Origin of the sequence: Bacteroides sp. D2, from assembly GCF_025147085.1 — a bacterium.
Taxonomy (GTDB): domain Bacteria; phylum Bacteroidota; class Bacteroidia; order Bacteroidales; family Bacteroidaceae; genus Bacteroides.
Genome location: NZ_CP102261.1, coordinates 6,196,595 through 6,221,816 on the forward strand (window position 1 = coordinate 6,196,595; position 25,222 = coordinate 6,221,816).

Genomic DNA, 25,222 nt, shown 5'->3' on the forward strand with positions numbered 1-25,222 from the left:
TATTTAGTTTATTTAATTTTCAACTTATTCTTGTTCTTATAAGCACTCATATCGCTTACTACTACTTTATCACCCGGTTGCAATCCGCTCAACACTTCTACATATTCAAAATTAGAATCTCCTAACTGTATTTTACGTTTTACCAGTTCATTATCCGAGTTGCAGACAAAAAGTTCATATTCACCGCGTCCCACATAGAAAGAGCCATTGGCTATGCGCATTACATCTTCCTTCACAGCATTCATCACATAAACATCTGTCTTTAGTCCGGAACGTAAGCGGCGGTGATTATCTTCTTTCAACTGAACGGTAAATGATATCACACCATTCTTGGATAGCGGTGTAACACTGCTAACTGTCCCTTCCAGTTTGTCACTCCCTATCTTAACAATTGCTTTTCCTCCGGCTGCTACACGGTCACCGTACGTATCCGCAATCTCACCTTCCACTTTAAAATGGCTCAAATCAGAAATGATAGCCACCTGTCCGCCTTCGGAAATCTGTGCACCGATCTGGTTATTAATATAGGTAAGAATAGCTTTACGCGGGGAACGGATTTGTGCATCATCCAACGTACGTTTCTTTTCGGAAAGGCTCTTGCGGAAGATATTAAAGTCAAGCTCCTGAACTTTCAGTTCGGCAGCAGCTACTTCCTTCTCATTTTTATATTGTTGCTGAAGTTGTTCGTACTCTAATTGAGCCACATTATAGCTCAATTCAGCCTGGCGTACCTTATCCGTTGTTCCTGCACCGAGACTGTCCAGATAGTGTTCATTTCTCAACTCCACTTTCATCCGACTCAATTTCATTGCCGAAACTTTAATCTGCATTGCCATATCGGAAAGTTTCGTCTGATTATTGACGCGAAGCTGATCGAGCTTATACTGGCGCATTTGTTCCTCGTCCAGCAACTTCTTATATTCAATTTCCGTACTCTGAAGGTCCAGTTTCAGAATCGGAGTACCTACGTCTACGCTATCTCCCCCTTTTTTATAGACTTCAATAATACGACTGTTGATCGGAGAATTGATAATTTCTTCAAAAGCAGGGACAACCTTACCGGAAGCACTGACACTTACCTCAATCACCCCTTTATCGACTGTGGAAAAGACAAGATCCTTTGCCTCCACTCCTGCCCTTAATACAGATATAAGTACACCGATGGCAATAATACTTGCCACTCCAATGGATGAATAACGAATTATCTTCTTATTACGTTCTTTTTGACGTACCTCTTTAGGAATTTCTCTGTCCATATCCGATCATTTACTATTTTATGATGTATCAATTCGGTACTTCATACACCAAATCTGTGCCAAAATCGTAAATGGTTGATAAATAGAAGATAACAAAAAACAAAGGGTGTCCGATATCGGACACCCTGTACGAATTTACCGTTCAGAATAGAATCTATCATCCTGCCAGCAGGAAACCTGTCTATTTGGATGATGACGTAGTAGAGGGGTTCTTTTCCTCTTGTATCAGTTCTTTCCCCCAATGGGTAGTCTCCTCCACCTTTTCACGATCACGAATCTCTTTTGCTTTACGGGCATAGACAATCATACGCATAGACTGATCGTAAGTGAAATAATTCCATACCCAATTCAAGAGTACAATAACCTTATTACGCACCCCAAGAATAGAGCGCAGATGAACAACCAGCCACATCACCCAGGCAAACCATCCCTGCATTTTCACTTTACTAAACTCTGCCACGGCACGATTACGACCTACAGTCGCCATCGAACCCAGATTACGGTAATGGAAAGGTTTCATCTCCCGTCCTTTCTCCATACGTATCAGATTCTTTGCCAGCAATTCTCCTTGCTGGATAGCCACTTGTGCCAATTGAGGATGTCCGTTCGGGTAATCTTCATCAGCAACCTGAATACATTGGTCACCAATAGCAAACACATTACTCATTCCCTCTACACGATTGAACGAATCGACCTTAATACGTCCACCACGTCCTATCAACGAAGGATCCATGTTTCCGATAGTCACTCCGGTAACACCGCTCACCCAAATAAAAGTACGCGTAGCAATCTCCGTACCATCTTCAAGTACCACTTTATGGTCACGATAATCCACAACACGTTTATTCAACAGGATATTTACCCCCATTTCACGGAGAAACTGTTCAGCATGAGCGGAAGAATCTTCCGACATTCCGGCAAGCAATCGCGGCCCGGCCTCAATCAGATATATATGCATCAAGCTACTCGGCATATCAGGATAATCTTTTGGCAGGACAAATTTCTTCATTTCGGAAAGTATTCCGGCTACCTCTATTCCGGTTGCTCCACCTCCTACAATGACGATATTCATCAACTCTTGTTGTTCCTGTTTGGTTGAGCAAGTTAAGGCACGTTCCAGATTGGCAAGAAGAGCATTTCTCAATCCCATTGCTTCCGAAACATTTTTCATCGGCATGGCTTCTTCTTCAATATGTTTATTACCGAAAAAGTTGGTTGTAGTTCCTGCAGCCAACACCAGATAATCATATTCTGCTTTTCCGATGGAAGTCTGTATCATATTCTTTTCCGGGAAAATGGCACGTACTTCCGCCATACGGAAATAGAAATCTTTCCGGCGCTGGAATATTTTACGAAAGGGGAAAGAGATGGAAGTAGGTTCCATACCGGCCGAAGCCACCTGATAAATCAAAGGGGGAAACTGATGATAGTTGTTCTTGTCTATCAATACGACTTGAAAGCCTGACTTTTTCAGCTTGTTAGCTAATTTTAAGCCACCGAAACCACCGCCTACTATAACGACACGTTTCTTATTACTTTTTGCAATGTTAAGACTCATATTATAATCATGTTTTATCAAGATAATAACACATCAATGAGTCATTAAGTTTTCAAAATTCGAAACTTTCATGAAGAAAGAAGCCGGATTCATTCATCGGTGGCGATACACCCATTCCTCGGTACCGAAACATGTCCTCCCCGGTGCCGGAAAGGCTGCTCATCGGCGCCAAACAAAAAAAAGTTCTACGAGTCTCTATCGCAGGCGCAATCTATCTCCGATTTCAGGGACATATTCGCCATCTTTACGATTCATCTTATACAGATTTTTGAGGCGAATACCATATTTTTGAGAGATACCATGCATGGAATCTCCATCTTTTACAATATATACGGTATAAGGTTTGGAAGCCTTTTTCTTCTTGCTCTTCAGGTAGATAATATCTCCCTCTACTAACGTATAATCACGCTGCAAGTCATTATATTTCACAAGTTTCTTCCAACTAATGTCAAATTCGTCACCCAAGTCTTTAAAAGTATCACCGTTGCGGGCTACAACATAGGCTATATCATTCGCAATATACACCTGATGCGGGTTCATCAACCAAGGATTCTTTTTCAGTTTCCGTTCTGAATATACACCCTTACGATCGTATTTATACAAATCATAATCTTCGATAATCGTAATCAGGCGATTAGCATAAGAAGGATCGGTGGCGTATCCCGCCTTTTTCAGTCCACGAGCCCACCCTTTATAGTCGGTGATATCCAGTTTGAAAAGAAAAGCATAACGGGCCCCTCTTCTAAGGAAGTCGGAATGGTCTTCGTAAGAATCACGAGGATGTTTATAGGCACGGAAACATTCATTACGCGCATCGTCGTCGTGGCGAACACTACGCCCCCGCCAACTGCCACCACACTTAATACCAAAGTGATTATTACTCTTTCGTGCCAACTGACTGTATCCGGCACCACTTTCCAACAACCCTTGCGCCAGTGTGATACTGGCCGGAATTTTATGAAGCTTCATCTGTTCAACAGCCAAATCACTATACTTATTTATATATTCGATGTAACGGGCATTTCGTTTCTGTGCCTGCACTCCTACGGCAAAGAAGAAAACAATGGTTAAAAAGATAAGTCTATACAGTTTATTCTCCATTTTAGTTCAGATGTGGATTAGATGGCACAAAAATCCGAAAAATAATTGGGATTATCAATCTCTTTCCTAACTTTGTAACATTAATTGTAGAAACCAATACCCTAACGTATATGAGAGACCTCACAATTACCGCTATTATTAAAGTATATCAATATGATGAGTTGAATGAGGCCGATCGGGCACTTATGCAGACTGCCATGGAGGCAACAGCTCGTAGTTATTCTCCGTATTCCCATTTCTCCGTAGGTGCCGCTGCGTTATTGGGCAACGGAGCTGTTGTGACAGGAACCAATCAGGAGAATGCCGCCTACCCGTCAGGACTTTGTGCGGAACGCACTACCTTATTCTATGCCAATTCCCAATATCCCGACCAGCCGATCGTCACTCTTGCCATCGCGGCACGAACGGAAAAAGATTTCATCGACCAACCGATTCCTCCCTGCGGCGCTTGCCGGCAAGTGATTCTGGAAACGGAAAAGCGTTACAAACAACCCATCCGTATCCTATTATATGGCAAAGAATGTATCTACGAAGTAAAAAGTATAGGCGACCTACTGCCGCTATCATTTGACGCATCAGCAATGGAGGACTAGCTATGTTACAACAATATCACACGAAACTAAAAGGAACACTCGCACTTACAGACTCTTATCTGACAGAAAAAGCACTGCAAAAAGAAAAGGGGCTTTATAAATTTATATGGGTACGCAGCGGAAGCATCACAGTAGAAATCGACCATCAGGAAATGATGCTTACCAAAGATGAAGTGATTTCACTCACTCATCTGCAACACCTCGAATTTAAATCGATTGACGGCGAATACCTGACTTTGCTGTTCAACAGTAACTTCTATTGCATTTATGGCAATGACCATGAAGTGTCATGCAGCGGTTTCCTGTTCAACGGTTCTTCTCACCTGATCCGTTTTACCCTGAATGAAAAAGAACGTAAAGAGCTCGACACCATTACCGAAGCACTGGAAAACGAGTTTACCGTTTCCGACAGCCTGCAGGAGGAGATGCTACGCATCCTGCTGAAACGCTTCATCATTCAATGTACTCGTATTGCACGTCATCGCATGAATATCACCCGTGAAAAAGAATCCGGTTTCGAGATTGTCCGCCAATACTATAACTTGGTTGACGAGCATTATCGGACGAAAAAGCAGGTACAGGACTATGCCGACATGCTGCATAAATCTCCCAAGACACTATCGAACATCTTTTCAACCTGTAAACTGCCTTCGCCACTCCGGGTAATCCACGAACGGGTGGAAGCGGAAGCCAAACGCCTTTTGCTTTACAGCAACAAAAGTGCTAAAGAAATTGCCGATATTCTTGGATTTGAAGACCAGGCCTCTTTCAGCCGTTTCTTCAAAAATATGACCGGACAGAGTGCCGTACAATTCAGAAATACACAGGAAGGGAAAAATTGATAAGGTATACGGAAGTATTGCTATTTGGGGAGTATGGAGAATGAACGACCTTTGCAACATTAGATAAACCCATTAAAACCCCAACAAAATGAAAGAGAAATTTATCGCTTTACTGACCTTCACTTCAAGTCTGAAAAGTTTCGGTATCCAATTTATCCGCGTGGCTATCCTGATAGTATTTGTATGGATAGGCGGATTGAAGTATTTCCATTATGAAGCCGACGGAATTGTCCCGTTTGTTGCCAACAGTCCCTTCATGAGTTTCTTCTATGCTAAAGGTGCGCCCGAATACAAAGAACACAAAAATGCGGAGGGTGCTTTCGTCCCGGAAAATCGAGCATGGCACGAAGCAAACCGTACCTATACTTTCTCCTACGGACTGGGAGCTCTTATTATGAGCATCGGCATACTGGTATTTCTAGGCATCTTTTTCCCAAAAGTGGGATTGGCAGGTGACGCCCTTGCCATTATCATGACGCTCGGAACACTTTCTTTTCTCGTCACTACCCCGGAAGTCTGGGTTCCCGATCTGGGAAGCGGAGAGTTCGGCTTCCCGTTACTATCCGGTGCAGGACGATTGGTGATTAAAGATATTGTAATCTTAGCCAGTGCCGTAGTGTTACTATCCGACTCGTCACAACGAGTACTCAAAACACTTAAAAAAGACTAATGCTCCCCTTGCAGAAAGTGCTGACTTCTTGAGATTGCGGAACAAATCGTATTTTCAGACTGTTATATAGTCTCATACGAATCGTTAATAAAAAGAAGTTATGAAACAATATGATGCAATAATAATAGGATTCGGCAAGGCAGGAAAGACCCTGGCTGCCGAACTTTCCAACCGCGGATGGCAAGTTGCCATCGTGGAACGTTCCAACATGATGTATGGAGGAACCTGCCCTAACGTAGCCTGTATTCCTACCAAAACGCTGGTGCATGAAGCAGAGGTTTCCGCCTTGCTTTACCATGACGATTTTCCCAAACAGGCGAATATGTACAAACAAGCCATCAGTCGAAAGAACCGTCTCACCTCTTTTCTTAGAAATGATAATTACGAAAGACTAAACAAACGTCCTAATGTGACTATTTACACCGGGACGGGTTCTTTCGTATCTTCCAATACGATAAAAGTTGCGCTTTCGGAAGGAGACATCGAGCTGCAAGGTAAAGAGATATTTATCAATACAGGCTCTACTCCTATCATTCCGGCAATAGACGGCATTCAGCAAAGCCAGCATGTATATACCAGTAGTACGCTTCTGGATTTAAACGTCCTTCCCCATCACTTGATTATCATAGGCGGAGGATATATAGGACTGGAATTTGCTTCTATGTATGCCGGATTTGGCAGTAAAGTGACGATACTCGAAGGAGGAAATAAATTTATGCCTCGTGAAGATCGGGATATTGCAAACAGCGTCAAGGAAGTAATGGATAAGAAAGGTATTGAAATCCATTTGAACGCGCGTGCACAGTCTATCCATGACACCAATGATGGAGTGACGCTGACTTACTCGGACGTATCCCACGGCACTCCTTATTATATGGATGGAGATGCCATTCTCATCGCAACGGGACGTAAACCGATGATTGAGGGATTAAACCTGTCAGCAGCAGGCGTAGGAGTCGATGCGCATGGGGCTATCATAGTAAACGATCAGTTACGTACCACTGTTCCCCATGTATGGGCAATGGGAGATGTAAAAGGCGGAGCACAATTCACCTATCTCTCTCTGGATGATTTCCGGATTATCCGCGATCAGCTCTTCGGTGACAAGAAGCGTGATATCGGAGACCGTGATCCTGTTCAATATGCAGTGTTTATTGATCCGCCATTGGCGCATATCGGAATCAGTGAAGAAGAAGCTCTGAAAAGGGGATATTCATTTAAGGTTTCCCGGTTGCCGGCATCTTCCGTTGTCCGTGCCCGTACATTGCGACAGACAGATGGTATGCTAAAAGCCATCATCAATAATCATAACGGGAAGATTATGGGCTGTACACTATTTTGTGCCGATGCTTCAGAAATCATCAATATCGTAGCTATGGCTATGAAAACGGGACAACCGTCTACATTCTTACGCGATTTTATCTTCACACATCCCAGCATGAGCGAGAGATTAAATCAATTATTTGACATATAAGATAAATAGGCGATTTACTTGCAAAAAACAGAAAAAACAAGGTACTTCATATCATGATTAGTTGAATACATAACATAGCCTCTAAATAGGGTAAACAGAGGCTGTATTTGGAGTAATCAGAGGCTCTGAATGAGATAAACAGAGCCTCTAAATAAATGAATCTTATTCTTTTTCCATCTTAACAGAGTGAAATCTAACAGAAAGTGTTATCTTTGCAACCAAGTTAAACTATATACCTACCGCAATGAGAATTAGTAAGTAAGACAACACTTCTAAGTAAACATCACTTTTCTTATATGCTTTTTCTATTTTGTTAAGCATCACGAAATCCGTGTTGTTTAGCCAGTATTGTGTTTGTCGTTCCCCTATCCTGTGATTTTCCTTCACTCTATTTTCAACCTCAAACCCAATAGATCATCATGTCTATAAGTATTCAACAAATCAGCTATATCCATCCGGATAAAGAAGTATTATTCAGTGATCTCAATTTCGCCATCAGTAAGGGGCAGAAACTGGGATTAGTCGGTAACAATGGTTGCGGTAAATCTACTTTGCTGCAAATTATTGCCGGGCAGCTTTCACCCTCTTCCGGTGTCATTGTCCGTCCGGACGACCTATATTATATCCCGCAACATTTCGGGCAATATGATTCATTGACTATCGCTCAAGCACTCCGGATAGAACGTAAGCAACAAGCCCTACATGCTATCCTGTCAGGAGATGCCTCAAACGAAAATTTCGTCGTCCTGGACGATGACTGGAATATTGAAGAACGTTCCATTGCTGCTCTCGATTTATGGGGGCTAGGACAGTTTACTCTATCCTACCCAATGAATTTGCTTAGTGGCGGTGAAAAGACCCGTGTATTTCTGGCAGGGATGGACATCCATCACCCATCTGTCGTACTTATGGATGAGCCGACCAACCATCTTGATTCTTCCGGCAGGCAACGTTTATACGACTGGGTAGAGAAATGTCACTCCACGCTGTTAGTGGTGAGTCATGACCGCACTCTGCTTAATCTTCTCCCTGAAATATGCGAACTGGAAAAGCATCAAATCAATTATTATGGTGGAAACTATGAATTCTACAAAGAACAAAAAACGCTGATGCAGGAAGCATTGCAGCAACGTATCGAAGAAAAAGAGAAAGCACTGCGCATTGCCCGCAAAGTGGCACGCGAAACGGTCGAACGCAGGGACAAACAAAATGTGCGCGGAGAAAAGAATAATATTAAAAAGGGAGTTCCACGCATTGTGCTCAACGCGCTTCAAGGAAAATCGGAAAAGAGTACCAGTAAACTTAACAGCACCCATCAGGAGAAAGCCGAGAAGTTAACAAGCGAACGTAACCAACTTCGAAGTTCACTCTCCCCGACCGATACACTAAAAACCGATTTTAATAGTTCCTCGCTCCACACCGGAAAGATATTGGTGACAGCAAAAGAGATTAACTTCGGTTATCATCCCAACTCAATCAACAGTCATATTCAGATGAATAATGAAGCAAATCTTGCTGATACCGGTAATCATTCCAGTCCAGACAGTAATGATATTCAGGATAATAGCGACTTCAAACAGCAACTTTGGCAAACACCCATCAGCTTCCAACTAAAGAGTGGGGACCGCCTCCGTATAGAAGGGGCCAACGGCAGTGGGAAAACAACTCTTTTGAAGCTAATCACCGGACAACTTCAGCCACAAGAAGGAAACCTGACACGAATGGAATTCACCTATGTCTATCTGAATCAGGAATATTCTATCATCGACGACCGGAACAGTATCCTGGAACAGGCTTACGCTTTCAATAACCGGAACCTGCCGGAGCATGAAATAAAGATTATTCTAAACCGTTATTTATTCCCCGCTTCCGAATGGGATAAATCCTGTCGGAAACTTAGCGGTGGTGAGAAAATGCGCCTTGCTTTCTGCTGCCTGATGATTAGCAATAATACTCCCGATATGTTTATTCTGGATGAACCGACCAACAATCTGGATATACAGAGCATTGAAATCATCACTGCTACCATCAAGAACTATACCGGTACTGTAATTGCAATCTCACACGACGATTATTTTATTCAGGAAATCGGTATCGAGCAACGTATTTTATTAAGCTAGCCTATTGATATTTTATCCGGTAAGTCTAAATATCAACCTAGTTTTTTATAACTTCGCAGCGCGAAGAAAAGAATTGGAACAAAATGGATCAGACAGTACAATCATGGTGGTTTATCTTTTATAAAGATCAACTGCTTCTTGAGAAAAAAGGGGATGGTAAGTATGCCGTCCCATGTGGAGAAAGTTCTCCTATCATTATTAAAGAAAAAACAACAGTACACAATATCACAACACTGGAAGGGAGAAACTGCAAAGCTTTCTCCCTCTCCTCTCCCATTGAAGAATCGGAGCGATGGGCAATGATAGGACTTCGCGCCTCTTATGATTATCTTCCTTTATCTCATTATCAGACTGCAGGAAAAGCGCATGAAATTCTGCATTGGGATAGAAACAGCCGTTTCTGTTCTGCCTGTGGCACGCCGATGGAACAGAAAGAGTCTATCATGAAACGTTGTCCGAAATGTGGTCGGGAGGTATATCCTTCCATATCCACAGCGATTCTTGTATTAGTGAGAAAAAAAGATTCACTGCTCTTAGTGCATGCCCGCAATTTTAAAGGAACATTCAATAGTCTCGTTGCCGGGTTTCTGGAAACCGGAGAAACATTAGAAGAATGTGTAGCACGTGAAGTGAAAGAAGAAACCGGACTGGACGTAAAGAATATCACTTATTTTGGTAACCAGCCCTGGCCTTATCCTAGCGGACTAATGGTCGGCTTCATTGCTGATTATGCCGGAGGGGAAATCAAGCTCCAAGATGAGGAGTTGAGTTCGGGAGACTTTTATACAAGAGATTATTTACCCGAACTACCCAGAAAACTTAGTCTTGCCCGAAAAATGATTGATTGGTGGATTGAGCATCCAAATGAGTAATTGAATATGGAAAATATCATCAAAGGAATCCGTCAGTATTATCCGGTATCTGATAACTCTTTGGAAGAACTCTTCAGCTATATGAAGAAGATGGAGCTTCCTAAAAAACATTTACTGATACAGGGCGGAGTATCAGACCGTCACGTCTACTTTATTGAAAAAGGATTTTGCCGGTCCTATTGTTTACGTGACGGCGAAGAAATCACTATCTGGTTTTCACGTGAGGGTGATATAACCTTTGCTATGAAAGATTTATATCACAACGAACCAGGATATGAATATGTAGAATTGCTGGAAGATTGTGAATTATACGCCATACGTATTGAAGATTTAAACCAGATTTATGAAGCTAATATAGAAATTGCCAACTGGGGACGTGTCATTCACCAAGAATGTTTACTGTATATGGATATTCACCATATCAACCGTTTATATCTCCCGGCCAAAGAACGTTATGAACAACTTTTACGCGATCAACCCGATGTCGTTCACCGTGCTCAACTGGGATATATAGCCTCTTTCCTTGGCATGACTCCCCAGCATCTTAGCCGTTTACGTTCCGAATCCTGATTCTTTTTAATCTATGTGAATTTATATATTGCAGAAAAACTGTACTTTTGTAGGCAAATACAAAAATAGACAAAGTATCGTGATTAACACATTAACCTCTTTACGCATTTTATTTGCCTTGATGGTATTCGGAGCACACTGTTATGTTCTGGATCCAAGTTTCGACGCTCACTTCTTTAAAGAGGGGTTTGTTGGAGTCAGCTTCTTTTTTATCCTTAGTGGCTTCATTATTGCCTATAACTATCAGAAAAAGCTATTAGAAAAGACCACCACTAAACGCACTTTCTGGATAGCACGTATTGCCCGCATTTATCCCCTACATCTACTTACACTATTGATTGCCGCATGTATAGGAGGATACGTTCAATATAGTGATACGATGGACTGGATCAAACACTTTGTCGCTTCCACTTTTCTACTGCAACCGTTCTTCCCTTCTGCAAATTATTTCTTCTCATTCAATAGCCCTTCGTGGAGTCTGGGTTGCGAACAGTTGTTTTATTTCTGTTTTCCTCTTATCATTCCTTTCTTAAACAGTAAACGGAATCTATGCATCACTCTTTTCGTCTGCCTGCTGGTCATGCTGATTGGTATGCATCTGACTCCTGAAGAACAAATTAAGGGATACTGGTATGTAAATCCAATCACCCGCCTGCCAGACTTTTTTGTAGGAGTTTTACTTTATCAGTTATACCAATCCATATACAATAAAAAGATTTCTTATTCCATCGGAACATTGTTAGAAGTAGGAGTGGTCGTTTTATTTTTCATTTTCTATTTTTGTGCCGCAGATATTCCTAAAGTATACCGCTATTCTTGTTACTATTGGCTGCCAGTTTCTCTGGTTATACTTGTCTTTGCTTTACAAAGAGGATACATATCCCGGTTACTATCCAACCGGATCTTAGTGATAGGAGGAGAAATCAGTTATAGTTTCTACCTGATACACTTATTTATTATACTCACGTATACCCAAATGGCTGCTCTCTATCAATGGCAGATATCTTGGATGATAAGTGTGCCCATCATTTTCTGTATCATCATTGCGCTTAGCTTACTTTCTTATTATTATTTTGAAAAGCCCGCCAATAGATGGGTAAAACGAATACTAACTAAAAAACAATCATAAATCAACCCCATGGAATTATCAACAAAAACACCCCGAATTGAAGTAGTAGATGCTCTTAGAGGATTTGCTGTAATGGCGATCCTCTTAGTACATAACCTGGAACATTTCATTTTCCCTGTTTATCCAGAAAGCTCTCCCGAATGGCTCACCATTTTGGATGCGGGAGTATTGAATGCAACCTTCTCGCTGCTTGCCGGAAAATCTTATGCCATATTCGCTTTGCTTTTTGGATTCACTTTCTTTATCCAGTCGCACAACCAGCAATTAAAAGGAAAAGACTTCGGTTACCGTTTTTTATGGAGAATGGTATTACTTGCAGGATTTGCCACTCTTAATGCCGCTTTCTTTCCCGCAGGAGATGTCCTGTTGTTGTTCGTTGTAGTCAGTCTCGTACTGTTTATCGTACGTAAGTGGAATGACAAAGCTATTCTAATCACCGCCATCTTGTTTTCATTGCAACCGATTGAATGGTTCCATTACATAATGAGTCTTTTCAATCCTGCCTATACCCTACCCGATTTGAATGTCGGAGCCATGTATGCTGAAGTAGCAGATTACACTAAAGCCGGAAACTTCTGGGATTTTCTGATAGGCAATATCACTCTGGGACAGAAAGCAAGTCTGTTCTGGGCTATCGGTGCGGGACGCTTTTTGCAAACTGCCGGACTATTCCTGTTTGGCTTGTATATCGGACGCAAAGAATTATTTGTAGCCACCGAATCTCATCTGAGATTTTGGACGAAAGCGCTCATTATCACAGCTATCAGCTTTGCGCCACTATATTCTTTAAAAGAACAGATCATGCAAAGTGACAGCAGTCTGATTCAGCAAACAGTAGGTACTGCTTTTGATATGTGGCAGAAGTTTGCATTCACGATTGTACTTGTTTCTTCTTTCATGTTGCTTTATCAGAAGGATAAATTCAAGAAAGCCGTATCCAACCTACGATTCTACGGAAAAATGAGTTTGACCAACTATATTTCCCAATCTATTTTAGGAGCTATTATCTATTTCCCATTCGGGCTTTATCTTGCTCCTTACTGTGGATATACTCTTAGCTTGATTATAGGTATCGTTCTTTTCCTGTTACAGGTTAAGTTCTGCAAATGGTGGCTGTCTAAACATAAACAAGGACCATTGGAAACAATATGGCATAAATGGACTTGGATAGGAACCAAGAAATGACAGGAAGAAAAGCAGGCTACGAAATATGCACAACTACAAACGAACAACTTACGAATATGAAACTGAACGTATCACTCTAAAGCATCAACAACACATGTGTATATCCGCAGCCTGCCTGTTGAAATTGAGATGATGCCAATACAACAAGATTCTCGCAAGAAGGATTTGCAAGTGGACTTAAAGAATGCAAAGGAAATGAAAGAACTGTACCAAGTGAGGAAAAATACCCGAAAATAGGCAGAATCAGAGCTATGTACAGAGAAAAAGAAGCGCCTCCACAATCTTCAAAAGATGATGGAGGCGCTATTTTATTATTTATCTTTTTATGATCTATATCTGAAATTTCAGAAGAGACAATATCAGATACCCAATGATTTCTTCACTGCTTCAATCTTTTCCATGGCGGCAGACTCGGCAGAAGCATAACAGTTGCGGCATCCCATTTCACCCTGAACTTCCATATAGAACTTAATCTTCGGTTCTGTACCTGAAGGACGAACAGAAACTTTACTACCGTCTTCTGTGAAATATTGAAGAACATTAGATGGTTCCGGCATATCAATTACAGTTACGATCCCTTTATCGTCTGTCTGTTTCAGAGTCTTATAATCTTTGCTCAAGATCACTTTTGAGCCACCCAATTCTTTCGGAGGATTAGCGCGGAAGTTTTCCATCATCGCTTTGATTTCTTCAGCACCGCTCTTACCCGGTTTCACTACGTTTACAGTAAACTCTTTAGAGAATCCATATTCTACGTAGATATCGAGCAACAACTGATACAAAGATTTGCCATTATCTTTTGCCCATGCAGCAACTTCAGCAATCAGACAGCAAGCAGATACAGCATCTTTATCACGAACAAAATCTTCAGCAAGGAATCCGTAGCTTTCTTCACCACCACCGATATATTTCTTTTTACCTTCACACAGACGGATTTCACGGGCAATCCACTTAAATCCGGTGTAGCAGTCAAGCATTTCGATGTTATTCTTATCAGCGATTTTCTTGATAAGTTCGGTAGTAACGATTGTCTTTACACAGAACTCATTACCTTTAATCTTACCCAGTTGTTTGTATTGAGTCAGAATATAATAAAGGTACATCATACAGGTCTGGTTACCGTTAATCAGTACCCATTCACCCTTGTCATCCTTACAAGCGATACCCACACGGTCAGCATCCGGATCGGAAGCCATTACGAGTTCAGCATCAATTTCTTTAGCAAGGTTTACAGCCATAGAAAGAGCTTCCGCATTTTCAGGATTCGGAGATACGACAGTCGGGAAGTTACCGTCCTTAACCATTTGTTCGGGAACAGTGAATACGTTTTCGAATCCCCACATCTTCAATGCACGCGGAATCAACATCATACCTGTACCGTGAATCGGAGTATAGACAATCTTCATATCTTTGTGACGGGCAATAGCTGCCGGATCAATAGAAACGGTTTTCACCATGTCCAGATAAATCTTATCAATGTCTTCACCGATAATCTGAATCAAATCAGGATTTCCCTGGAATTTAATGTCAGCAGCAGAAGCAATGGCATTCACTTCATCAATGATACCCTTATCATGCGGAGCCAACACTTGTGCACCATCATCCCAATATGCCTTGTAACCGTTGTATTCTTTCGGATTGTGAGAAGCAGTCAGAATGATACCGCTCTGGCAACCGAGGTGACGGATAGCAAAAGACATTTCCGGAGTCGGACGCATATCGTCAAACAGATACACTTTAATGCCATTGGCAGAGAAAATATTAGCAGAAGTCTCTGCAAACAAACGGCTGTTGTTACGGCAGTCGTGACCTACTACTACAGAAATCTGCGGCAGATCTTTGAAGTTCTTCTTCAGATAATTGGAAAGTCCTTGAGTGGCAGCACCTACCGTATAGATATTCATACGATTGCTACCTACTCCCATGATACCACGCAAACCACCAGTACCAAATTCAAGGTCTTTGTAGAAAGCTTCAATAAGTTCGGTTTTATCATCGTTTTCCAACATGCGTTTCACTTCAGCCTGGGTTTCAGCATCATAAGCCGGGGTTAGCCATTTTTCGGCTTTTTCAGTGACCTGTTTAATAAGTTCCTGATTTTCCATTTCGATTGTTATTTATTGGTTAATGAATTATTTATTATCAATTTCTTGAGCACACAAATGTAAAATAATAAGTTTATAAATCCTAGGTATTCAATTAAAAATTAGAAATTAAAAATTAAAAACCGGAGATTAAAAGTAAATAGCCATCCCACAGCAACAACTTGTCAACCCATTTTAATCTTTCATTTTTAATCTTTCATTTTCAATTCTTATTTTACCAAATATCTATCGCCAGTCTGTTTGACATATTCCTGCAAGAATTCTTTCGGATATCCGGGACGGATCACACCGGCAGGTTGTCCGATAGAATTACGTTCAAACTTACCATCTTTAACACGCTTCACTACTCCATCATTGTACTTCACAATCAAGAATGTACCCAATTGTTTCCAAGTATCGAGAGTGCTCTGTGCAGTCATGTTTGTATAATTTGTCAGGAAATCAACTGCTGCGTTCTTATCTTTAGCCAATAGTTTGGCAGCCATCTCTTCAATGCCTTCCTGTGCATCGTTAAAAGTGGTTTCCATTTCTTTCTGTGCTTCCCGTACATCACCGATCATCAAATTATAACGCGGATAAACCATATTAGACACCCAGTTGAAAATCCAGAAAGCTGAATTCCAGGAGAATGTAATGTAATCGGCTCCATCTACACGGGTATAACATACCGGAACTTTCGTTGCACAACAATACACCGGAGTAAATACTGCCATATTAGCATCATCCACGCCAAACCAGAGTACACCACCTATCGGGTCTGGTTTATGAGCACGCATTTGTGCAACAAATACAAATCCGCTTTGTTGAGTGGAAATGGGACGTTCGTTGAAATATTCCTTATCGTCTACTTTAAAGTTCAAAGGAGAAAGGCGATAAGGTGTCTTATAAGGACCTGCTCCAAAATCATTGGAAATATCAAGAGGCGTACCTTCATAGTGGTCGCGCATCATATCTTTTACATCCTGTACAGACAGTTTATGTTTCGGTTTCACAAAAAGAGGCATTGGAGTATCAGTCTTTCCCTCAATATAAGGAAGATACTCTTTTCCATTATCCGTGAACTTATTAAAATAGCTCCACACACGTGCCTCACAGAAACGACGGGCACCAAAATCAAGAGGCGCATAAGCTAACGAAAAGCTAAAATCTTTATTTACTCCATTAAAATATCCCTTCTCACGAGCGAAAGAAACGACATCCGGAGAGTACATACAGTTCTCCTTGTCATTCATATCAAACTGGTGGATACGTGACTGATTAGCATGAGCCGAAATGCAGTCATCAGGCACACGTACAGCTACCCAAACAGCTCCACGAATTCCAGCCCCCTTACCAATCATTTCCATGATCCATATTTCGTTCGGATCAGCAATAGTAAAGGATTCTCCTTCGCTATAATAACCATATTGCTGTACTAAATCGGTCATGATTTTAATTGCTTCACGGGCAGTGCGCGAACGTTGCAAACCAATATAAATCAGACTTCCGTAATCAATAATCCCTGTAGAATCCGCCAGTTCCGGACGCCCGCCGAAAGTCGTTTCACCAATCGTAACCTGATATTCATTCATATTACCAACTACATTGTAAGTCTGGCGTGCCTGTTCTATTTCTCCCAGATACTTGCCGGTATCCCATTCATACACTTTCAACATCGTTCCCTTCGGGTAGGTAGCAGCCGGATAATGATAGAGTTCTCCGAACAGGCCATACGAGTCAGCAGAATAGGAAACGATCGTCGAGCCATCGGCAGACGCATTCTTTCCGACAATCAGGTTAGTGCAAGCGAAAGTGTTCGCCACAGCTGCCATAAATATGGCAGCACAAAGAATAATTCTTCTTTTCATAAATATATGATTCACTTTTAGTAATTTACCAAATAAAGCTTTCACGAGCTATCGTTTCATTCCCACAACCATCGGTCACTGTAAACTCGACAGTATGCTTTCCGCCCTTCTTCACGTGTTTCGGATCAAGTACACATTCCCAGTACGATTTTACAATATTGGGACGTCCGAAAAGTGCATACTTACCGTCAATTGTCCCACGATAGGAAACAACTCCCGCCCCTTGATCTTTCAGCCGATAGACAATCTTTCCATTTCTTCCCCACTGATTCTTATTGACAGGAATAATCTCCGGCGGAATGGTATCGACGGCAACAGTATAAGTTCCCAACTCTTTGATAGCCGCTTTCATGTATCCGTCTTCATACTTTCCGCCTACGCTGTACTTTCCTCCCTTCGGAGTGATGCGGGCTACATAATATTTCGTCGTATCGGCAACCGGCTTTCTACGCAACCCGATGCAGAGTTCGCAAGCTGCATGCAACGGAACCGTCTTATCATTCAGCTGATAAGTAAAAGCAACGGCACCACTATCCGCCTTCATCTGATAATTGAGGGGGACATCGTCATACAACATTCCTTTCGGAATGACCAGGCTCAATCCCGGTTCTTGCAGATAATTAGTCTTATTCCAGGTAAAATAATATTTCTCCCGATGATTCAACGGTTCAACCGGCTGCTTCCGGCCCCGTACGGTAAAACCATAGTTGGAAGTGTTTCCGAAAGCGTCTTTCAATGTATATAAGAACTGATAATCCCGTTCCTCGTCAATCGTCACCAGACCACGATTATCATTCGACGCTTTCAACAGGCGCAACGTATTCCCCGGATCAATAAAAGATTTCATATATTGTCCATACGTCCAGGAGTTAATCATCCGGTTTTCTTCCTGTGAGAAACGATCTACTGTGCTACGAAATATTTCATTCCCATCTACCGCGAGCACAACAGAATAAACTCCATAATGGTTACTTACGCCATCCATATAATCGTATGCCTTGATACCCACACCTATCACTCCCCATGCTTCCACGGGACGTTCGCTATTGGGAAGAATCGTTTTATTCTCCTGCTTTCCATCCACAACTCCTTTGCCCGGTTGCGGAAAAAATAGGATGCCATCCGCTTTCGGAGCACGCGTATCTTTTATTTTCGATTGAAAAAAAGGCATAGGGTCAATATAATCTCCCGATTCCGTTTCAAACACATCCAGATGAAGATGCGGACCGAACGAATATCCGGTGTTTCCGCTCCATGCAATCTGCTGACCTCCCTTTACCGGATATTCTCCCGGTTCGGGAACAATCTCCACTTCCCAGCTCTCTTCTTCATATTGGAGCTTCTCCACCCTTTCGGCAATGGGAGAAACAAAACCACTCAAATGGCGGTTGATAGTTGAATAGCCATTATGGTAGCAGACATCAAGTACATATCCCGAGCCATTCGTGACGCGAATACGTGAAATATAACCATCAGCGAGAGCACGAACGGGTTTACCGATCACTCCGCCTGTTTTAAAATCCAGCCCGCCATGAAAGTGATTGGAGCGGATTTCGCCAAAGTTTCCACTCAATGTAAGAGGAAAGTCAAAAGGAGGCACAAAGGTAACTTGCTTTTTCTCTTGTCCATACCCTCCGATGCAGCAAGCTAGCATCAAAGCTATGATATATCGTCTCATCATTCCATTCACTTTTTTACTCCCGCAAATGTACACTATTCCCACTAAACTATGAAATATCTGGGAGGAATGATGGCCTTAGATTCTAGTTAATATTTCTTTTTAATGTTATATTCATTGCAAATCAGTAGTCATTATGTTATTAATATTAGTACTTTTGTAGCCGTTTTTTAATTATAATTAAAAGTAAAGAACTCAATGAGAATGTATGTAAAAGTAATGGCAGCGGTCATTGCATGTATATTGCTGAGTGGAGAAGCGCTCTCGGCATTTGCAACTACCCCCGCTACAGAAAATCTGAGTTGGTTTAAAAAGAAAAAGAAAAAACCAGAAGAGAAAGAAGAGAAGAGTAAAAGCGACTACGAAAAATTAGTGGAAGACAGTAAAACTACAAAAGGAATGTTTGCTGTACACCAAAAGAAGAATGACTATTATTTTGAAATTCCTACCTCACTTTTGGGACGTGATTTATTAGTTGTCAACAAACTGCAGCGAGTTCCTGCCGAACTTAATGATGCAGGTGTAAACCGTGGAGTAAACTACGAGAATCAGATGGTTTGCATGGAATGGGATAAAGCTACGGGCAAACTAATGCTACGACAACAACGCCCATTACCTCTGGCCCCCCAAACGGATGCTATCTTCCGTTCGGTAAAGGATAATTTTATCTCTCCGTTGATTGCCGCATTCAAAATCGAAGCGATTAATGCAGATTCTACTGCATTAGTAATCAAGGTAAATGATATTTATGACGGTACTGAAACCAGTATTAATAATGTATTTACTAATATCAATCTGGGTACTTCAGCTATCAAGAACTTATCACGTATTTTATCCATCAAATCCTTTTCAAACAATGTCGTGGCAACTTCCGAGTTGACCACCAGAGTTACAGAAGGAACCACCACAGTTTATGTGACGGTGGAAGTTAGCTCTTCTATTCTCTTGTTACCCGAAAAGCCGATGATGGGGCGATTCGACAATCAGAAGGTCGGTTATTTCACTAATCCGTTATTAAGTTTCAGTGATGCACAACAACGTACGGATAAAACACAGTATATCACTCGCTGGCGTATGGAGCCTAAACCGGAAGACCGGGAGGCTTATCTGAAAGGTCAGCTTGTGGAACCTGCCAAACCAATCGTATTCTACATTGATAATTCAACGCCTTACCAATGGCGTACGTACATTAAGAAAGGTATTGAGGACTGGCAGATTGCTTTTGAAAAGGCTGGTTTCAAGAATGCGATTATCGCCAAGGAAATCACGGACAGTATGCATGTAGATATGGACGATGTCAACTACTCCGTACTGACTTATGCAGCTTCAGAAAAGAAAAATGCAATGGGACCTTCTCTGTTAGATCCACGTTCCGGAGAAATTCTGGAAGCTGATATTATGTGGTGGCACAATGTGCTTTCTATGGTACGCGAATGGATCACTGTACAAACTGGAACTGTGTGTCTGGAAGCACGCAATGTGCAATTACCCGATGCTTTAATGGGAGATGCCATCCGGTTCGTTGCTTGCCATGAGGTAGGCCACTCATTGGGACTCCGTCACAATATGATGGGATCATGGGCTTTCCCGACGGATTCATTACGTTCCGAAGCATTCACTTCCAGAATGAATTCTACCGCTTCATCTATCATGGATTATGCACGATTCAATTATATCGCACAACCAGGAGATGGCGTGAAAGTTCTTTCTCCGCATATCGGTCCTTATGACATGTTTGCTATCGAATATGGTTATCGTTGGTACGGAAAGAAGACTCCGGAAGAAGAAAAGGATGTTTTATTCGATTTTTTGAGCAAACATACTGATCGTCTTTATAAATATAGTGAAGCACAGGATGTACGTGATGCGGTAGATCCACGTGCACAGAACGAAGATTTAGGTGATGATCCGGTTCGTTCTTCTTTACTTGGCATTGAGAATCTGAAACGTATTGTTCCGCAAATTCTTCAATGGACTACTACCGGCGAGAAAGGACAAACTTATGAAGAAGCATCACGCCTCTACTATGCAGTAATCAACCAATGGAACAACTATTTATATCATGTCCTTGCCAATATTGGCGGTATCTACATTGAAAATACAATTGTTGGAGATGGCGTCAAGACTTATACATTCGTTGAGAAAGAGAAACAACAAGCTTCACTAAAATTTCTGATGGATGAAGTATTAACATATCCTAAATGGCTGTTTGACACGGAAGTAGGACAATATACTTATCTACTTCGTAATACTCCCATCGGAAAACAGGAGAATGCTCCTACGCAAATCTTAAAGAACGCCCAAGCCTATATCCTTTGGGATTTACTAGGCAACACCCGTTTGATGCGTATGATAGAGAATGAGTCTGTCAACGGAAAAAAAGCCTTCACAGTAGTGGAGCTTATGGACGGACTTCATAAAAACATTTTCGGTATTACCGAACGTGGTGGCATCCCCAACGTAATGGAACGTTCTTTGCAGAAAAACTTCCTCGATGCATTACTTACAGCAGCCGCAGAACCCGAAGCTGTAAAAATCAACAAGAAGATTGCAAATGAGCATTTCCTGCTTGACCATGCCACTCCTTTCTGCAGCTGTTATGCAGCCGAACAACGGGCACTTCGCCAAGAAGACCGAATGGGCGCTCCACGTGTGCTTAACTTCTATGGTAGTCAGCTCAACCGTATTTCTGATGCTATCTCGGTGAAACGCGGAGAGCTATTACGTATCAAGAAATTGTTGCAGAGCCGTCTCGGCACTTCTGATACTGCTGCACGCTATCATTATGAGGATATGATTCTACGTATTAATACGGCTTTGGGAATCAAATAAAACAAAATCAATCACTTTAACAATCTATATTGATGAGAAAAAAATATTTATACGTTCTTATATGTTTTCTTGTTAGCACGTTGGCTACAGCCAACGCTGCTAATCGCACAATCACCGGAGTCGTCATATCCGGTGAAGACAATGAACCTCTAATCGGTGCTTCTGTATATGTTAATGCAGACGATTTGAAAAAAGCCGGAGTATCACAGACTTCTCTAGGTACTATCACTGATATGGATGGTAAATTCTCCATTTCCATTCCGGAAAAGGTGACCAGACTACATTGTAGTTATATAGGTTTTGAAGAACAAAATATCGTGTTGCAAGCTGGAAAAGATACTTATCGTATTGTCCTTCAAGCTTCATCACACACACTAGGAGACGTAGTAGTAACTGGTTATCAAGAACTGGAACGTCGTAAACTGACTGCCGCTATCGCTAAAGTAGACGTTACAGACGGAATGGTAGGCGCAGCAAAAAGCATCGACCAGGCATTAGCCGGACAAGTGGCGGGTGTAGCCGTTACGACAACTTCCGGTGCACCAGGAGCTCCTGCACGTATTCGTATTCGTGGTACAGCTTCATTGAATGGAACACAAGACCCATTATGGGTATTGGATGGAATACCTTTGGAGGGGACAGATATTCCAGAGATTAACAAAGATAACGATAATGACATTGTAAATATGTCACAATCTTCTATCGCAGGTTTGAGCCCAAACGACATTGAAAGCATTACGATATTAAAAGATGCAGCTGCTACTGCCATTTATGGCGCACGTGCTGCAAATGGTGTAATTGTGGTAACAACCAAAAGAGGAAAAACCGGAAAACCTGTTATTAACTTCAATACTAAATTGACTTATACTCCAAATCTCAATACTTCACGGCTCAACTTACTAAACTCGGAAGAGAAAGTCGATTTGGAACTTCAACTATTAAAAGAAGCACGGTTTGACATATTATGGGGATTAACAGATCCGATACCGGTATTTCCTGAAAAAGGAAAAGTTGCTGCTATCATGAAACAATATAACTTAATAGACATCTATAAAGAACAGGGGTGGAACGGACTGACACCTGAAGCCCAAAATGCTATAAACAAACTGAAAACAATCAATACAGACTGGAATGATATATTATTCAGAGATGCTTTCACGCAAGAATATAACTTTAGCATTTCCGGTGGTAGCGAAAAGGTTACTTATTACAACTCACTTGGTTATGTCAAAGAAAACGGAAATGTACCAGGTGTAAGCATGAGCCGTTTTAATCTGACCAGTAAAACGTCTTACCAAATCAACAAAATATTAAAAATTGGAATGTCTATTTTTGCCAACAGACGCAAGAATAACACATTTATGACTGATACTTACGGACTTATTAACCCTATATATTATTCACGTATCGCCAACCCTTACTTTGCTCCGTTTGACGAACAAGGAAACTACCTTTACGATTACGACGTAGTCAGAAGTAATGAAACAGATGAAAAGCAAGGCTTTAATATATTCGAAGAACGAGCAAACACCAATAAAGAATCTGTCACCACAGCCATCAATTCTATCTTTGATGTTCAGCTACGTTTTAACGATCAGTGGAAAGTTTATTCACAGATTGGTGTGCAATGGGATCAATTGTCGCAAGAAGAATATGCCGGGATAAATTCATATAATATTAGGAATATACGTGAAACCAATAAATATTGGAAAAATGGTGTACAAACCTATCTTATACCAGAAGGAGGCATGCTTAAAACAACTAATAGTACAACCTCACAACTCACATGGAAAATCCAAGGAGAATACAAAAACACTTTTGGGGATATACATGACATACAAATAATGGCTGGTTCGGAAATTCGCAAAAACTGGGTAGACAACCAAGCCTCAACCGGATACGGATATGATCCCAAGAAACTAACATTCCAGAATCTCATATTTAAAGATGAAGCACAAGCCAATGATTGGAATCTAAAAACTAAATCGTACAAGGAAAACGCTTTTGCTTCTTTCTTTGCCAATGGTTCATATACTTTAATGAATCGTTATACATTGGGAGGAAGTGTGCGCATGGATGGTTCTGATTTATTCGGAGTAGATAAGAAATACCGTTTCTTACCAATCTATTCGGTAAGTGGTCTGTGGCGTTTATCAAATGAGTCGTTCATTAGACAATACAAATGGATTGATAATTTAGCTCTTCGCCTTTCTTATGGTTTACAAGGAAATATTGATAAGGGAACCTCTCCATTCCTAGTCGGAAAATATGATAATGTGAATATTTTACCTGGTTACAGTGAAGAAAATATTATTATCAATAGTGCTCCCAACAGTAAATTACGCTGGGAAAAAACAGCATCTTACAATCTAGGAATAGATTTTTCTGTACTCAATCAAGCCATCAATCTTAGTGTAGATTACTACTATAGAAAAGGAACAGACTTAATTGGTTCTAAAGCATTAGCTTTAGAAAATGGATTCACTAATATGTCTATAAACTGGGCTAGTATGGAAAATAAAGGTGTAGAAATAAACCTGCAGACACGTAATATCACCACTAAAAACTTCTCTTGGTACACTACTTTCAACTTCGCATATAATCAAAATAAAGTACTAAAAGTACTTACAGATAAAAGCCAAGTGACTCCTAGTCTGGAAGGATATCCTGTAGGTGCAATCTTTGCACTAAAAACAAAAGGTATAAATCCTGATACAGGACAAATCTATCTTGAGAATAAAGAGGGAAAAGCTGTCACTGTAGAAGAGTTATTCAGAATGACATCGAATGAAGATGGTCTTGGCACTTACCAAATAGGACCAAGTACTGAAGAACAAAGAGACTTTTACAGCTATGTTGGAACGTCAGATGCTCCCTACACGGGCGGTTTTCTAAATACGTTCAATTACCGAAATTGGGAACTGAATCTGAATTTTTCATATAATTTTGGAGCACATGTAAAAACAACTCCAAGTTATAATGTATCTGACTTAGACCCAGGGCGCAATATGAATAGAGACATACTGGATAGATGGACACCGGAAAATACAACAGGAAAGTTCCCTGCATTAGCAACGTACAATTACAATCCGGCCGACTACTACTTGTTCAGTACTCGAAATGACATTTACAGATCACTGGATATCTGGGTAAAAAAGCTAAGCTTTGTACGTCTACAAAATATACGTCTTGCTTACCGGGTTCCATCCGAATGGCTTCATAAACTAAGTATCGGCGGAGCAACTGTAGGATTAGAGGCTCGTAACCTATTCGTTATCAGCTCTAATTATGATAATTATATGGATCCGGAATCAATGGGCAACCTATACTCTACCCCAGTTCCCAAATCCATTACCTTCAATCTAAGTCTTAACTTTTAAAAAATATATT

The 25,222-nt window shown here is 41.2% G+C and carries 17 protein-coding genes; 11 read left to right on the forward strand and 6 right to left on the reverse strand.

Annotation, left to right across the window (positions count from 1 at the left end):
- Positions 1-8 precede the first annotated feature (8 nt).
- From NQ505_RS23480 to NQ505_RS23490, 3 genes are all read right to left on the reverse strand, one after another.
- On the reverse strand, positions 9-1,256 hold the full coding sequence (locus NQ505_RS23480; protein WP_004300706.1) for an efflux RND transporter periplasmic adaptor subunit: 1,248 nt from the start codon (positions 1,254-1,256) through the stop codon (positions 9-11).
- Between the two features lie 181 nt (positions 1,257-1,437).
- Complete coding sequence (locus NQ505_RS23485) at positions 1,438-2,814, reverse strand: NAD(P)/FAD-dependent oxidoreductase (protein ID WP_008999907.1); 1,377 nt, start codon at positions 2,812-2,814, stop codon at positions 1,438-1,440.
- A 195-nt stretch (positions 2,815-3,009) separates the two neighbouring features.
- The gene (locus NQ505_RS23490) at positions 3,010-3,915 is read right to left on the reverse strand and encodes a glucosaminidase domain-containing protein (protein ID WP_008999906.1); all 906 of its coding nucleotides are present in this window, start codon (positions 3,913-3,915) and stop codon (positions 3,010-3,012) included.
- A 110-nt stretch (positions 3,916-4,025) separates the two neighbouring features.
- Here NQ505_RS23490 and cdd point away from each other — a divergent pair, with 110 nt between their 5' ends.
- The 9 genes from cdd (at position 4,026) to NQ505_RS23535 (ending at position 13,370) form a co-directional block, all read left to right on the forward strand.
- Positions 4,026-4,508, forward strand: a complete 483-nt coding sequence (gene cdd / locus NQ505_RS23495; RefSeq protein ID WP_008999905.1) for a cytidine deaminase — start codon at positions 4,026-4,028, stop codon at positions 4,506-4,508.
- Positions 4,509-4,510: 2 nt separating this feature from the next.
- A complete protein-coding gene (locus tag NQ505_RS23500) occupies positions 4,511-5,350 on the forward strand; it encodes an AraC family transcriptional regulator (protein ID WP_004300715.1) in 840 nt (279 codons plus the stop codon).
- A gap of 88 nt (positions 5,351-5,438) precedes the next feature.
- A complete protein-coding gene (locus tag NQ505_RS23505; protein ID WP_008999904.1) occupies positions 5,439-6,020 on the forward strand; it encodes a DUF417 family protein in 582 nt (193 codons plus the stop codon).
- Positions 6,021-6,120: 100 nt separating this feature from the next.
- Positions 6,121-7,494: an FAD-dependent oxidoreductase gene (locus tag NQ505_RS23510; protein WP_008999903.1), complete on the forward strand. Its 1,374-nt coding sequence runs from the start codon at positions 6,121-6,123 to the stop codon at positions 7,492-7,494.
- A 419-nt stretch (positions 7,495-7,913) separates the two neighbouring features.
- Positions 7,914-9,614 carry an ABC-F family ATP-binding cassette domain-containing protein gene (locus tag NQ505_RS23515; RefSeq protein WP_008999902.1) on the forward strand — a complete coding sequence of 567 codons (1,701 nt, stop codon included), beginning with the start codon at positions 7,914-7,916 and terminating at the stop codon, positions 9,612-9,614.
- A 47-nt stretch (positions 9,615-9,661) separates the two neighbouring features.
- On the forward strand, positions 9,662-10,486 hold the full coding sequence (gene nudC / locus NQ505_RS23520; protein WP_369748565.1) for an NAD(+) diphosphatase: 825 nt from the start codon (positions 9,662-9,664) through the stop codon (positions 10,484-10,486).
- A 6-nt stretch (positions 10,487-10,492) separates the two neighbouring features.
- A complete protein-coding gene (locus tag NQ505_RS23525; protein WP_008999900.1) occupies positions 10,493-11,056 on the forward strand; it encodes a Crp/Fnr family transcriptional regulator in 564 nt (187 codons plus the stop codon).
- A 79-nt stretch (positions 11,057-11,135) separates the two neighbouring features.
- Positions 11,136-12,185 (forward strand): acyltransferase family protein, encoded by a 1,050-nt coding sequence (locus NQ505_RS23530; RefSeq protein WP_008999899.1) that lies wholly within the window; start codon positions 11,136-11,138, stop codon positions 12,183-12,185.
- Positions 12,186-12,194: 9 nt separating this feature from the next.
- Positions 12,195-13,370, forward strand: coding sequence for a DUF418 domain-containing protein (locus NQ505_RS23535; protein WP_008999898.1), 1,176 nt, complete (start codon positions 12,195-12,197; stop codon positions 13,368-13,370).
- A 359-nt stretch (positions 13,371-13,729) separates the two neighbouring features.
- Here the strand turns inward: NQ505_RS23535 and NQ505_RS23540 are convergent, their stop codons facing one another.
- The 3 genes from NQ505_RS23540 to NQ505_RS23550 form a co-directional block, all read right to left on the reverse strand.
- On the reverse strand, positions 13,730-15,475 hold the full coding sequence (locus tag NQ505_RS23540) for a phospho-sugar mutase (RefSeq protein WP_008999897.1): 1,746 nt from the start codon (positions 15,473-15,475) through the stop codon (positions 13,730-13,732).
- A gap of 209 nt (positions 15,476-15,684) precedes the next feature.
- Entirely contained in the window at positions 15,685-17,322 is a 1,638-nt protein-coding gene (locus NQ505_RS23545; RefSeq protein ID WP_008999896.1) for a C69 family dipeptidase, read from the reverse strand.
- A gap of 25 nt (positions 17,323-17,347) precedes the next feature.
- On the reverse strand, positions 17,348-19,000 hold the full coding sequence (locus NQ505_RS23550; RefSeq protein WP_032853714.1) for a M23 family metallopeptidase: 1,653 nt from the start codon (positions 18,998-19,000) through the stop codon (positions 17,348-17,350).
- 198 nt (positions 19,001-19,198) lie between these two features.
- Between NQ505_RS23550 and NQ505_RS23555 the strand changes: the two genes are divergently transcribed.
- Positions 19,199-21,832 carry a zinc-dependent metalloprotease gene (locus NQ505_RS23555; RefSeq protein ID WP_008999894.1) on the forward strand — a complete coding sequence of 878 codons (2,634 nt, stop codon included), beginning with the start codon at positions 19,199-19,201 and terminating at the stop codon, positions 21,830-21,832.
- A gap of 32 nt (positions 21,833-21,864) precedes the next feature.
- Complete coding sequence (locus tag NQ505_RS23560) at positions 21,865-25,212, forward strand: SusC/RagA family TonB-linked outer membrane protein (protein ID WP_004321435.1); 3,348 nt, start codon at positions 21,865-21,867, stop codon at positions 25,210-25,212.
- Positions 25,213-25,222 lie beyond the last annotated feature (10 nt).